Annotated in this window: 6 protein-coding genes; 5 read left to right on the top strand and 1 reads right to left on the bottom strand. The window is 64.3% G+C overall.

Going from position 1 to position 14399, the window contains the following annotated elements; genetic code table 11:
* Positions 1–272: 272 nt before the first annotated feature.
* On the top strand, positions 273–4478 hold the full coding sequence (locus BW11_RS09550; RefSeq protein ID WP_375137660.1) for an ATP-binding cassette domain-containing protein: 4206 nt from the start codon (positions 273–275) through the stop codon (positions 4476–4478).
* Positions 4479–4893: 415 nt separating this feature from the next.
* On the opposite strand, the gene BW11_RS09555 is transcribed toward BW11_RS09550, so the two are convergent.
* On the bottom strand, positions 4894–7479 hold the full coding sequence (locus tag BW11_RS09555; protein WP_258184634.1) for a sugar porter family MFS transporter: 2586 nt from the start codon (positions 7477–7479) through the stop codon (positions 4894–4896).
* A 421-nt stretch (positions 7480–7900) separates the two neighbouring features.
* On the opposite strand from BW11_RS09555, the gene BW11_RS09560 reads away from it, so the two are divergent.
* The 4 genes from BW11_RS09560 (at position 7901) to BW11_RS09575 (ending at position 13778) form a co-directional block, all read left to right on the top strand.
* Positions 7901–9262 (top strand): ABC transporter substrate-binding protein, encoded by a 1362-nt coding sequence (locus BW11_RS09560; RefSeq protein ID WP_140445411.1) that lies wholly within the window; start codon positions 7901–7903, stop codon positions 9260–9262.
* A gap of 198 nt (positions 9263–9460) precedes the next feature.
* Entirely contained in the window at positions 9461–10390 is a 930-nt protein-coding gene (locus BW11_RS09565) for a carbohydrate ABC transporter permease (RefSeq protein ID WP_140445410.1), read from the top strand.
* Between the two features lie 133 nt (positions 10391–10523).
* Positions 10524–11528 carry a carbohydrate ABC transporter permease gene (locus tag BW11_RS09570; protein ID WP_140445409.1) on the top strand — a complete coding sequence of 335 codons (1005 nt, stop codon included), beginning with the start codon at positions 10524–10526 and terminating at the stop codon, positions 11526–11528.
* 9 nt (positions 11529–11537) lie between these two features.
* Complete coding sequence (locus BW11_RS09575; protein WP_140445408.1) at positions 11538–13778, top strand: beta-galactosidase; 2241 nt, start codon at positions 11538–11540, stop codon at positions 13776–13778.
* Positions 13779–14399: the final 621 nt, after the last annotated feature.

Consider the following 14399-nt stretch of genomic DNA (forward strand, 5'->3'; position numbering starts at 1 on the left):
GATTGCCGGAATGGCGGAATCGCAACGATTATCGGCGATGTGCGATTGTGCGGGAATGTGCGGAAGGCTCACACTTTTGCTAGTGAGAACGATTCGCTGTAGGCGAGTATGGCGTGTGACCCCGCTTTTCAGTACGCTGGTAGGGGTTTGACATGCGAAGGGAAGAAAAAATGTTCGATAAGCGACTGTTCCAGCTGGCACCCGGCATCGGCCGGCTCGTGGCGGGCAAGATCGCGTGCCTGTGGGTGGCGCTTCTCGCCAACATCGGCTTCATGATCGCCCTCGTCGCCCTGCTCGGCAACGCCGTCGCCGGACTGACCGGAGCGGGCCACACCGCCGAAGCCCCGATGGCTGGCGACCTCATCTTCTACCTTGCGATGATCGCCGTGTGTGCGATCATCCGATTCTGGATGACCACGCTTGCCGCACGACTCGGCACCGAAGCCTCCGAACGCGTCAAACTCGCCCTGCGCGAGAAGCTCTACCGCAAGATGCTCGCGCTCGGCCCGTCCTACCGCACGCGCGTGAAGACCGCCGACATCGTCCAGTCGGCCGGCGAGGGCATCGAACAGATCCAGACGTTCTTCGAACTGTTCCTGCCGCAGCTGTTCTACGCGGTGATCGCGCCGATCACCCTGTTCCTCGTCATCGCCCCGATCAACCTGCCGACCTCGCTCACGCTGCTCATATGCGCGCCGCTCATCGTCGTGATCGTCGGCATGGTTGCGATGAGCGCCGCCCGCGTGTTCAAGAAATACTGGGGGCGATACACCGACATGGGCGCCGCCTTCCTCGACGACCTGCAGGGCTTGGAGACCCTCAAGGCGTTCGACGCCGACGAGCGCGCTGCCCGCGAAATGGACGAGAAGGCCGAGAACTTCCGCGTCATGACGATGCGCGTGCTGCAGATCCAGCTACGATCCCTGTCCGCGATGGACATCGTCGCGTACGGCGGCACCGCGGCCGGCATCGGCATGGCCCTGTGGCAGTACGCCTCCGGACTCGGCTCCGCCGGCGCTGCGGCCGGCGTCTCGCTCGTCAGCTGGGCGGGCGGACTGCCCGGCCCGCTCGCGTACGTCGGCTACGCGCTGTCCTACGCGTTCCCGTTCCGCATCGGCGGGCCGATCACGCTGTCCGGACTGCTGCTCATCGCCCTGCTGTCCGCCGACTTCTTCATCCCGCTGCGACAGCTCGGCTCGTACTTCCACGTCGCGATGAACGGCATGACCTCCACCAAGCGCATCTTCGCGCTCCTCGACGCGCCCGAACCGCCGCACGGTGACGAATCCCTGCCCGCCGACGCCACGGACCTGACCGTCCGCTTCGACCACGTCGGCTTCTCCTATGACCAGGGCGATGCCGGCAAGGCCAGTGACCCCGGGGCCGGCTCCTCGGCAACGTCCCCCGCCCTGCGCGACGTGACCTTCACCGCACGCCCCGGCCAGGTCACCGCGATCGTCGGCCTGTCCGGCTCCGGCAAGTCGACCGCCGCCGCACTCCTCGCCGGTACGATCACCGGCTACTCCGGCTCCCTGACGATCGGTTCGTCCGACTCCGCCGTCGAGATCTCGCGCCTCGACGCCGAATCGCTCTCCCGCGCAGTCACCCTGATCGGCGCGCACAGTCACCTCTTCGCCGGCACCCTGCGCGACAACCTCACGATGGCCCTGCCTGCGGGCGATACCTCCGAATCCGTCGAAGCCCGACTCTGGCAGGCGCTCGAACAGGCGCGCATCGCCGACTTCGTGCGCTCGCACCCCGACGGACTCGACATGACCATCGAACAGGACGCCGCGAACCTCTCCGGCGGACAGCGCCAGCGCATCGCCATCGCCCGCGCGCTCCTGCACGACGCGCCGATCGTCGTCTTCGACGAGGCGACCAGCAGCGTCGACGTCGAAAGCGAGGAGCTCATCATCGCCACGATCCGCGAACTCGCCACCACCCACGGCAAGACGGTCATCATGATCACGCACCGCATGGCCAACGCCGTACGCGCCGACAGCATCGCCGTCTTCGACCACGGCGAGACCGTCGAGACCGGCGACCACATCGACCTGCTCGTCGCCGGCGGCCGCTACGCCGAACTCTTCCACACCCAGGCCGACATCGAATCGCTCGATGCGGATACCGATACCGACGAGAACGCTTTCCGGCTCCCTCTGACGAAAGAGCCGTCAGCGGAGCTGACTGGGGGAGAGACCACCGCCGAAGCCGATGCGACTCATTCCGACGAACATGGACTTGCCGAATCCGTCAGGACCGAATCCGCCGCCGCAAACGTCCCGCCCTCCTACGACGGCGAAGGCGTCGCCAAACGCCGCAAGGAACGCGCCCACCGCATCGAGGAGAACAAGGCGGCCTCCAAGACGGACCATTCCGCTGATGCTGATGCCGACGTCAACGCCGGCGCCGCCGCCGATGCCGCCGCTGTCCCTCAGTCCGACTTCCGAATCCTCAAGCCGCGTCCGACCGCGCCGGCCGAATCGATGACCACGCAACAGGTCATCTCCCGACTCCTGAATGAGGCGAAGCCCCTCGCGAGCCTCATGACCGCCGCCTCGGTCACCGGCGCGATCGGCCACCTGTCCGCCACCTTCCTGCCGGTCTTCGGCATGGTCGCCGCGTTCGCGCTCGCCGGACACCCGGTGTGGGGGATGGACGTGCGTCCCGCCGTCATCGCGATGATCGTCTGCGCGCTCCTGCGCGGCGTCATGCGCTACGTCGAACAGTATCTCAACCACAACGTCGCGTTCCACCTGCTCGCCCTGTTCCGTTCCAAGGCGTTCGACGCGCTGCGCCGCCTCGCGCCGGCCAAGCTCGCCGGACACGGCAAGGGCGATCTCATCGCCCTGATCACCACCGACGTGGAACTGCTCGAGATCTTCTTCGCGCACACGATCAGCCCCGTCGCGATCGCCGTGGTCACGTCGGTCGCATACACGATCGCGCTGCTCACGCTCGACCCCATGATGGCGCTGCTGCTCATCGTCGCACACCTGATCATCGGCGTGCTCGTGCCGAAGTTCTTCGCGACCGGCGTGCGCAACCTCGGCCCGGCGATCCGCCGCCAGGCCTCCGCGCTCGACGACGTGATGCTCGACGACATGCGCGGTCTCGACGAGATCATCCGATTCGGCCGTGGCGAGGATCGCGTCGCCGCGATCGTCACGCGCACGAAGCGACTGTGGCGCAAGCACGCCGACCTGAGCCGCGTCAACGGGCGATTCGCCGCGATCGGCGGTCTGCTCGTGCTGATCCTGACGACCGCGGCCGTGCTGCGCGCCGCGTTCGGCGCCGCATCCGCCGCCGACCTTGCGCAGGTGCCGTCGATCATCGTCGCGTTCGTCCTGTTCGCCAGCTCCTTCGGTCCGACGATGGCGCTGAGCGCGCTGCCCGCGAACCTGACGCAGACGTTCGCCTCCGCACGCCGCCTGTTCGCCCTGATGGACGAATCGCCCGCGGTGCGCGAATCAGGCAAGCACACGCCCGACTACGAGGGCATGCGACTCGACCACGTCACCTTCGCCTATCCGCAGACGCAGGATGCACATGCGCCGGGCGCGGATGCGTCGGGCGCGCAGAAGTCCGTCGGACAGGGCGATGCTGTCGGGGTCGGGGTCGGGGTGACGGCCGGATCCGCGACGACCGCCACCGGTGCTCCGGTCCTCGACGACTTCACCCTCGACATCCCGATCACCGGCATCCTCGGCATCCAGGGCCCCTCCGGCCGCGGCAAGTCGACGATCCTGAAACTGCTCATGCGCTACTGGGACCCGCAGTCCGGCAAGGTCACGATGTCCGGCACTCCGTTGCCGCAGGTTAACGCGCATCACCGTCGTCGCGTGCAGGCCCTGATGGGTCAGGAGACGCACCTGTTCGACGGCACGATCCGAGACAATCTCCTCCTCGCTCTCCCGGAAGGGGAGCTGAGCGGCGATCCGACCCTCTCTGGTGAAGTGATTGCCGGTGATTCTGCCGACCGAACCGCCGATTCCCACTCCGGTGGCGTCCCCGTACGCCCGGGTGATGAGTTGCCATTCACAGCAACGGTCACCGACACCAATAACGCCAGTGGCGTTTCCGTACACTCGAGTGACGAGCTGCTGCGCGACGCGTGTCGCAAGGCCTCCGTCCTCGACCTGATCGACTCGCTGCCCAAGGGGCTCGACACCCCCGTCGGCGAGCTCGGCGATCGCCTGTCCGAAGGCGAGCGCCAGCGCATCGGTCTGGCCCGCGTGTTCCTGCGCGACGCCGACCTCATCCTCTTCGACGAGCCGACGAGTCGCCTCGACGCCCTCAACGAGGCCGTCATCCTACGTTCGATCCGCGATCTCGCCCGCGGCAGGGGCATTGACATTACCAGTGCCCAAACAGTTTCGTCGACCAAGACGGCTCCCCACCTCCGTGCTGTGGTTCTTGTTTCTCACCGCGAATCCGCGATGCGCATCGCCGACCAGACGCTCTCGCTGCGTTAAGCGTCCTTCCCCACCTGACCTTCCCGTCAGTCGGTCAGGTGGGGAAGAATCACTGGAATCCGTCCCCCGTCGGTGGCTTTTCCGGGGCGTCTCTTCCTCTCCCCTCCTCATTCCTCTCCTTCCTCATCCTCTCCTCCTCAGCGTCACATATTCCCGAAATAATCGGACTCCGCGGGAATAAGTGACGCTCGGTCCAAATCAGCGTCACATATTTCCGAGATTGGTCCATTGCTCGGGAATAAGTGACGCTGAGTTCAAGGCAGCGTCACATATTCCCGCGGAGTCCGATTATTTCGGGAATAAGTGACGCTGAGAGGCCACTGTGGTTGGGAGGTCACTGTGGTTGGGAGGTCACTGCGGCGGCCTCCGACGAAGGGTGATGAGAGGGAAACCTGGGAATGGGGAGAATGACCTCCTACGCTTTGATCAGGGCGTCGAGGGAGTCGAGCGCACGGTCGATGGCGGCGGATTCGCGCTCCTCTTCGCTTGCCGAGACCCCCGTTGGATTCGATGCCTCGACGGGGTGGATATCGGCCTCACGCGGCAGCAGCACACCCCGCGACAGTTCGGGATCGGGGGTGATGGGACGGTTCGGGATCGCCTCGCCGTACTCCAGCACGCGCGGCTCTCTGCCCTCGGCGTGGCCCTTGGCGTGGCTCTCGGCGTGGCCATAGTCGTGGCCCTTGTCCCCATCCTCGTTATGACGATGGCTTCCGTCGCGTCCGGTGCCACGGCCATCGCCGGACATGACGCTGCCGGTTCCGCGCCTGGACCTGTCCGATCCCATGCCTTCCGGCGCGATATCGGGGATTTCGATCCGTGCGTCCTGATGCGTCCCGAAATCGGCATCGTCCCCGCGTTGACCGCGTTGATCCCGATCCACAAGGGAGCCCTGCTGGGAGCCCTGCTCCCGTACCTCGGCTCCACGATACCGATCGGCATCGCGATGCCTGTTCTCCTCGAGAGAAGCCGCACTCTCGCCGGCGCTCCCAACGGTTCCGTAGCTCACGGCGTCGGCAGGCGCGGTGGCCGCGGATGGGCGCGTATCCGCGGGCTTCGGCGACACCGGAGCCCGCGATCCGGTCGCCCCGGCTGCGCCCATTTCCTCGGCTACGCCGATTCCCCCGATGCCCATTGCGCTCGAATCGCTCGAATCGCTCGAATCGCCAATACCCCCGGCGTTACCCACGGTATTCCTGCCATCGGTCATCGCGATCGAACGGGACGTGATTGTCTCCTCGCTCTCGCCATGCAGCTGCGATTCGTGCAGGTAGGCGTTGCCGGAACGACCCGCGTCGGGCTTCATCCGCCTGATCCCCGAGGCGATATCGTCATTCCTGTCCGATTTGCCGCGCACAGCCAGCGATGCAGCCAGCGATTCGGCTCCACGCGTGTGCGCCGCCTGACGGGCCTCCTCCGCTGCCCGTTCGGCCGATTGGCGTTCGGCCTTGGCCCGTTCCGCAACCTCGATCTCGAAGATCTTCTTCTGTGCGGCGACCCGGGCACGTTCCGCCGCGGTCATGATGCCCATCGCCTGCAGGCGTTCGTTCTCGACTCGCATCATCGTCGCCTCGGCGTGGCGGATGTTCGCGTCGGCCGAGCTCAGTGCGTACTTCGCCGCGGCCAGTTCGGTGTTCGGCTGCCACAGGTGCTCGATCTCCTCGAGCGTGCGTCCCATCGTCTCCGGAACCATCGTGATGATGCCGACCAGTCCGATGAGGTCAAGGACACCGAAGATCGCGAACGAGATGCCGCCGCCGAGTCCGTCGATCATCATCGGCGTGAACTGCGCGATCACGAAGTTGGCGAACAGCAGGCAGGTCACGCACAGGCCGGTGGCGCGTCCGCGCAGGTAGGTCGGGAAGAGTTCGGGGATGACGATCCACGGGATCGGCCCCATCGAGAACGCGAACGACGCGGCGAACATCATCACGAACACGAGCGTGAGCAGCGAACTGCCCATCGCGTAGGATGCGGAGATGCACAGGGCGAACAGGCACATGAGTCCGGTGCCGATCGCCATGAGACGCTTGCGTCCGAACGTGTCGATCAGGTACATGCCCACGACCGTGAACACGAGTTCGATGCCGCCGACGCTGGCGGAGGCGAGGAACTCGGTGTCGCCGCCGAATCCCATGTCGGCGAACATGACCGGTCCGTAGTAGGAGATCGCGTTCATGCCGACGAACTGGTTGAACACGGCGAGGAAGATGCCGATGATGAGCGCCCTGCGCAGTCCCGGGCGGAACAGGTCGTGGAACTCCTTGGACATCTCGTTCTCGAGCTTGACCGACGCGCTGATGTCGTCGGTGCGCAGTCGGGCGCGTTCGGTGCCGAGGATGTGCTCGAGCACCTCGAATCCCTCGTCGACCCTGCCGACCTGGATGAGGAATCGCGGGCTTTCGGGCGCCCGCAGCATCGCCGCGAGGAAGGCGACGGCGGGGATCGCGCCGAGGCCGAGCATCCATCGCCAGCCGGTCTCGACGTCCCAGTGGTTCGTGCCGTACGAGGCGATGACGTAGTTGATCACGTTCGTCAGGAAGATGCCGCACACGGCGAGCATCTGGTAGGAGAAGGAGAGCAGGCCGCGGATGTTGGTCGGCGCCGATTCGGTGATGTAGGTGACGGCGAGTGCGGCGGTCAGTCCGATGCCGAATCCGCCGACGATGCGCGCGGCGATCAGCGTGATCGGGCCGAAGGTCAGTGCGCTCCAGATGGCGGAGATGAGGAAGAACACGCCTCCGATGATGAGGATCTTCTTGCGGCCGAATCTGTCGGACAGGAAGCCGGCCGTCGCGGCGCCGATGATCGCGCCGATCATGATGGAGGAGATGACCAGTCCCTCCATCACGGTGTCGAGACCATATTTCGCGCGAAGGAATTCGATCGCGCCGGAGATGGATACGGTGTCGTATCCGTACAGCAGTCCCGCGAGACCGGCGCTTAGAGCCAGACCGAACGTGTATCTACCCGAACCCTGTGTCCGGATGGTGGTTCCCAAGGGGTTCCGCTGTTTCGAAACAGCCTGAAACAGGCCCGCCATTTGCTCTTCCTCTCAAATGCAGCTATGGGGGATTGGAGCCTATATTACTGATGTCGGGCATTTTTGGCTGGCTGATTCCACTGTGCGTCCACCGTATGGCCACTGTGCGTCCACTGTGCGGGTGTCGTCTCATGATGCATCCGGCGTTCATCGTTTCGGTTTTTCCCATTGGCTGTTGCCGTGGACTGGGGCTCGACACGCTGCTTTTCGTCTGCCGTTGACAAATTGGTACACGGCTGTATCATAAGAATCGTACTTGGTACACAGTTGTATCAACCGAGTACCCAAGCTCAAGTACCGCAAGTACCGCAAGGACAGAAACAGGGCGATACCGGCCGGAGAATGCGCTCCGACTCATCGCTCAGGAGGAGATAACACCATGCGTAACCTGAAGAAGATCGTCGCGGCCGGCGCCGCAGTCGCCACGCTCGTCGGACTCGCCGCCTGCGGAGGCGGCTCGGACACCGCCAGCGACAACTCCGCGAACAAGGGCGACGCCGACAAGGCCAGCCTCGTCGTGTGGGGCTGGGACTCCGGCAACTCGATGAAGGACATCGTCAAGGCGTTCGAGAAGGCCAACCCCGGCATCACGGTCAAGTTCAACAACACCGGCACCGCCGAGAAGACCTCCACCGCACTCACCAACGCGATCGCCGCCGGCAACGGCGCACCGGACGCCGTCATGCTGGAGGACCCGACCGTCACCCAGTTCGCCGTCACCGACGGTCTGGTCGACCTGACCGCATACGGCGCCGACAAGATGGAGAACGACTTCGCCGCCGGCCCGTGGAACAAGCTGCAGTACAACAACAAGCCGTACGCGCTGCCGATCGACTCCGGCCCGGAGATGTTCTTCTACAACAAGGCCGTGTTCGACAAGGCCGGCGTCGACGGCGAATCCATCAAGACGTGGGACGACTACTACGAGGCCGCCAAGAAGATCCGCGCCACCGGCTCCTACATCACCAACATCGCCGGCACCTCCAACGACTACCAGCCGTTCACCGCGCAGACCTGGCAGGCCGGCGCCAAGCCGTGGACGGTTGATGGTGAGAACATCACCATCAACATGACCAAGGACGAGGGCATGCAGCGCTACATCAAGTTCGTTCAGAAGCTCATCGACGAGGACCTCATCGACACCAAGACCCCGAACTGGTCCGACGACTGGAACCGCGAGCTCAACGACGGCACCCTCGCCTCCCTCACCATCGGCGCATGGATGCCGATCAACCTCATGACCGGCGCCCCCGACCAGGCCGGCAACTGGCGCGTCGCCCAGCTGCCGCAGTGGGAGTCCGGCAAGGAGGTCTCCGCCGAGGACGGTGGTTCCGCATGGGCCATCACCAAGCAGAGCAAGAACCAGGACGCAGCATGGAAGTGGGTCGAGTTCATCACCCACGGTGAGGGTGCGCAGATCTCCGCCGACACCGGCACCTTCCCGTCCCTCAAGAAGATCCTCCAGTCCGATTCCTTCACCGATCCGACCACCGAGGCCAACAAGAAGACCAACGACTACTTCGGCGGCCAGAACGTCAACCAGATCCTCGCCGAGGCGGCCCAGCGTCCGACCGAGAAGTTCCAGTACCTGCCGTACAACCCGTACGCCCAGTCCACCTACGGCGATGAGGTCTCCAAGGCCTACACCAAGGAGATCACCCTCGAGCAGGCCCTGACCAACTACGGCAAGAAGCTGGCCGAATACGGCGAGCAGCAGGGCTACACCGTCACCGTCAAGTGAGTCGACGACCCTGAATAACTCGAGCAAGCGTCACGGCGATGCGGTGACCGGGGGAGCGTTCGTCCTTCCTTCCTCACCTCTCCCGGTCACGTGATCGGCAAGACGCGAACCGAAATCGACGGGAGCGGGGATGCTCCGCAGTATCCCCGCTCTTGTCATGTCTGTGTCTGTCATGTGTTGTTAAGAAAGTGATTCATTATGTCCGGAAAAGCAATTCCCGTCACAGTCGACGGTCATTCGGCCGCCGCCCGAGTCAACCGGCATAAGCCGGATTGGCGTGGTTGGAAGTTCATGGCGCCGTTTGCGGTGGTGTTCGTGTTCGTGTTCATCATCCCGATCGTGTACGCGATCTACATCAGTTTCTTCAAGAAGCAGATGATCGGCGGCACCAAGTTCGTCGGTGTGGAGAACTACGCGCGACTGTTCCAGGACGGCCAGTTCTGGAGCTCGGTGGGGCGCGTGGCCCTGTTCACCGTCGTGCAGGTGCCGATCATGCTGTTTCTGGCCGCGGCGATCGCGTTGGCGATCGATTCGATGAAGCTGCACGGTACGAAGTTCTTCCGTATCTCGACGTTCCTGCCGTATGCGGTGCCGGCCGTGGTGTCCACGTTGATCTGGGGTTTCGTGTATGGCGCGAAGTACGGTCTGGTGGGTTCGTTCAATGATTTCTTCGGTACGAACATCGACTTGTTCGCCCCGAACGTCCTGCTGGCCTCGATCGGCAACATCAACACGTGGGAGTTCACGGGCTATAACATGCTGATCTTCTACAGCTCGCTGTCGACGATCCCGCACAGCCTGTATGAGGCAGCGTCGATCGATGGCGCGAGCGAGTGGCAGATCGTCAAGTCGATCAAGCTGCCTGAGCTTCGTGGTTCGCTGGCGATCACGGTGATCTTCAGCATCATCGGTTCGTTCCAGCTATTCAACGAGCCGAGCATTCTGCAGAACATGGTGCCGGGCAACGCGATCACGACGTACTACACGCCGAACATGTACGCGTACAACCTGAGCTTCAGCGGTAACCAGTCGAATTATGCGGCGGCGTTGGCGATCGTGATGGCGGTGATCACGATGGCGATCGCGTATGCGGTGCAGCTCAACAGCATGAAGGAGCAGATGAAGTGACGCGGGTGACGCATGTGTTGCGCGGTGAGTCGCCGCGCGTGACGAGTACGCGCGCCGTCGTGGACGCCCCCGACTATCGGGCGTCACTGCGAATGCCGAAGATGTCATCGTCGATGGGTAAGGAGATCAGGAAATGAGTGCAGCAAATGCGGGTGTGTCCCGTTTGACGGATGCGGAGTTGCGCGCCCAGGAGCGCGAGGCGAAGAGGGCCGAGCGTGAGCGTCAGAAGCGCGTCGCGCGTGACGAGGCCGCCGAAAGGAAGCGCAGCGCGAAGGCCGGTTTCGCCAACGTGAACAATCCGCGGCGTAGCGTGTGGATGACGGTGGTGTGTGCGATCTTCGCGATCTACTGCCTGTTCCCGTTCGTGTACCTGCTGATCAACGCCACGAAGACGCAGGCTGATTTCACGAGCACGTTCGGTCTTGGGTTCGGTCATACGTTCGCCCTGTGGGACAACATCGTGACGGTGTTCACCTACCAGGACGGCATCTTCGGCCGCTGGCTGATCAACACGCTCCTGTACGTGGTGGTGGGCGCGGGTGGCGCGACCCTGCTGGCGATCATGGGCGGCTACGCCCTCGCCAAGTTCCGCTTCCCGGGCAGGAAGGCCGTGTTCGCGGTGATCATCGGCAGTATCTCCGTGCCGGGCATCGCGCTGGCGGTCCCGCAGTTCCTCCTGTTCGCCAAGCTCGGACTGACGAACACGCCGTGGGCCATGATCATCCCGAGCCTGATCAGCCCGTTCGGTCTGTATCTGATGTGGATCTTCTCGGATCAGGCGGTGCCGACCGAATTGCTGGAGGCGGCGCGTGTGGATGGCGCGAGTGAGTTCCGTACGTTCTGGCAGATCAGTCTGCCCCTGTTGGCTCCGGGTATCGTGACGACGGCCCTGTTCACGATCGTGGCGACGTGGAACAACTACTTCCTGCCGTTGATCATGTTGAAGGATGCTGACTGGTATCCGTTGACGATCGGTCTGAACCAGTGGAAGGACCAGGCCTCGACCGCCGGTGGTCAGGCGATCCAGAACCTGGTGATCACGGGTTCGCTGATCACGATCATCCCGCTGGTCATCGCGTTCCTCGCATTGCAGAAGTACTGGCAGTCCGGCCTCGCCGCCGGCGCCGTCAAGGAGTAATCAAGAATCATGGAAACGACATCGCGTCGGCCGTTCAAGTGGCCGGCACTGCTGACCGAATCGGGTCGCGGCATCGCGTTCGGCGGCGACTACAATCCCGACCAGTGGCCGGACGACGTGGTGGCCGACGACATCCGCCTCATGAAGCGGGCGCATGTCAACACCGTCGCCCTCGCCATCTTCAGCTGGGATCGGATCGAACCGACCGAAGACGCGTTCACCTTCGACTGGCTCGACTCGGTCATCGACCAGCTCGGCGCGGCGGGCATCGCGGTGGATCTCGCATCGGCGACCGCCTCCGCGCCCCTGTGGCTGTACGAATCGCACCCCGAGGTACTGCCGGTTGACCGATACGGGCATACCGTCAACCCGGGCAGCCGTCAATCGTGGCGTCCCACGAGCCCGGTGTTCATGGACTATGCGCTGCGCCTGTGCCGCAAACTCGCCGAACACTACCGGGACAACCCGTACGTGACCGCATGGCACGTCGGCAACGAATATGGCTGGAACAACCGCTACGACTACTCCGACGACGCGCTGCGCGAGTTCCGCCGCTGGTGCGAGCGGCGCTACGGCACCATCGACGCGCTCAACGAGGCGTGGGGCACGGCGTTCTGGTCGCAGCACGTCAACGGCTTCGACGAGGTGCTGCTGCCGCGCCATATGGGCGGCGACGCGATGGTCAACCCGGCCCAGCAGCTCGACTTCGAGCGGTTCGGCAACGACATGCTCCTCGACTTCTACAAGGCCGAGCGAGACGCGATCACGGCCGTCTGTCCGGACAAGCCGTGCACGACGAACTTCATGGTCTCCACCGACCAGTGCTGCATGGACTACGCGCAATGGTCGCCCGAAGTCGACTTCGTGTCGAACGACCACTACTTCCACGAAGGTGAATCCCACCTGGACGAGCTCTCCTGCTCGGACGCGCTCATGTCCTCCCTGGCCCACGGCGACCCGTGGTACGTGATGGAGCACTCCCCGTCCGCCGTGCAATGGAAGCCGTGGAACGCGCGCAAGCGCCACGGGGAACTCATGCGCGATTCCCTCGCGCATGTGGCGCTGGGCGCGGACGCGATCAACTTCTTCCAGTGGCGTCAGTCCACGAGCGGCGCGGAGGCGTTCCACTCCGCTATGCTCCCGCACGCGGGCGAGGATTCGAAGCTGTACCGGGGCGTCGTCGAGTTGGGGGAGGCCCTGGAGGCGCTCTCCGACGCCGGCGTGCAGGGCACGCGCCTGCGTCGCGTGGACACGGCGATCCTGTTCGATGCGACCAGCGAATGGGCCACGCGCTCCGAGACGCTGCCGAGCATGAGGCTCAACCACTGGCATGACGTGCGCGACTGGTACCGCGCGTTCCTCGACGCGGGGTCGCGCGCGGACGTGATCCCGCTCGCCTACGACTGGAGCGGATACCGCACGATCGTGCTGCCGACGCTCATCGCCCTGTCCGACGTGGACGTGCGCCGCATCGCCGATTTCGCGGCCGGCGGTGGGCGGGTCGTCGTCGGATACGCGACCGGGCTGATCGACGAACGCTTCCACGCGGGGCTCGGCGGCTACCCGGGCGCGGGCGACGGCCTGCTGCGCGAGCTGCTCGGCATCCGCTCCGAGGAGTTCAACATCCTCGGGCCCGACGATGGCTCCGGTGACGGGACGTCCGAGGGCGAGTCCGCCGCGATCACCCTGTCGAACGGCATGACCACGCGACTGTGGCAGAACGACGTGACCTCCACCGCCGAGGACACGACCGTGCTCGCCACCTACGCCGGCACGGCCGCAGCCGAATGGGAGCTCGACGGCACGCCCGCCGTCACCCGTCACCCTTACGGGGCCGGCGAGGGCGTCTACGTCGGCTGCGATCTGGACCGCCACGATCTGGCGCGGCTCATCGCCTTGGCCGGATTGGCCGCCGGGGTCGTGAGCGGGGCCGACACGCGGATCATCCACACGATCCGCGAATCCGAGGACGGCCGAACCCGGTTCGATTTCTACATGAATCGGGCCAAGGAAGCGGTGGAGGTCTCGGGGATCGGGGGAGAGCTGGTCATCGCCCATCGATGCGAGGCAGCGGAGGGCCCGACCCCGAAGGTGCCGGATGCCGCATCCGTTGCGCGGACGGTATCGGCGCAGGCGGTGGCGGGCGCGGCCGCCGGTGCGGGAGCGCTCGAGCCCCGGCCGAAATCGGCGGATACCGTGTCCTACACGCTCGGCCGCAACGCGATCCTCGTTACGAAGACCGTGTTGTGACCGCGTCGAAGCCGCTATCTGCGTTGTGAGGGGTGCTCCGAGATCCTGCGAACATCCAACTGCGTTATGAGGGGTGTATGTCGAAGTATCTGACCATCTAAAACCGGCATGACAGGTTCACCATGAGGGCCATATACGTGGGGTATCCATGTTTTCACACCCCTCACAACGCAGTTGGATGTTCGCAATGGTCCGGAGCACCCCTCACAACGCAGATAGCCGTTTCCCGATGCCTCCGATGATGCCGATGCATCTGACCCGAATCAGTGTTTCGAGGCGACCGAGATTCGCACGGGCGCAAGACGTCGGTCTGATGGAGAAGGACGAGGACCGTTCCTGCGGGTAGGATAATGAGGTCGAAACCCGGGCCGGTGTCCTCCCGCGTCGGTGGTTCGCCGATCGCGTTTGGACATGTCGGGTATGTGCGGGCATATATATACGGGTACCACGGATAGCGTAAGGATGGTGGGTTCCATGAACGAGGTGAAGTCGCAGGCATCATCCGATCCGGTTGCGCCCGGTTTCTCCGTGCAACGCTCGTCCACATCCGGCTCATCTGCGTCCGGCTCGTCTATACCTGACTCATCCGTGCCTGGCTCATCCGTGTCCGGCTCGGCTAAG

The sequence above is a fragment of the Bifidobacterium sp. UTCIF-38 genome, assembly GCF_006454495.1.
In the GTDB taxonomy this organism is placed as follows: domain Bacteria; phylum Actinomycetota; class Actinomycetes; order Actinomycetales; family Bifidobacteriaceae; genus Bifidobacterium; species Bifidobacterium callitrichos.

Bases quoted from the DNA above. Each gene is read 5' to 3' on its own strand.
- BW11_RS09550 (WP_375137660.1), top strand. From the start codon at position 273: ATGATCGCCCTCGTCGCCCTGCTCGGCAACGCCGTCGCCGGACTGACC.
- BW11_RS09560 (WP_140445411.1), top strand. From the start codon at position 7,901: ATGCGTAACCTGAAGAAGATCGTCGCGGCCGGCGCCGCAGTCGCCACG.
- BW11_RS09565 (WP_140445410.1), top strand. From the start codon at position 9,461: ATGTCCGGAAAAGCAATTCCCGTCACAGTCGACGGTCATTCGGCCGCC.
- BW11_RS09570 (WP_140445409.1), top strand. From the start codon at position 10,524: ATGAGTGCAGCAAATGCGGGTGTGTCCCGTTTGACGGATGCGGAGTTG.
- BW11_RS09575 (WP_140445408.1), top strand. From the start codon at position 11,538: ATGGAAACGACATCGCGTCGGCCGTTCAAGTGGCCGGCACTGCTGACC.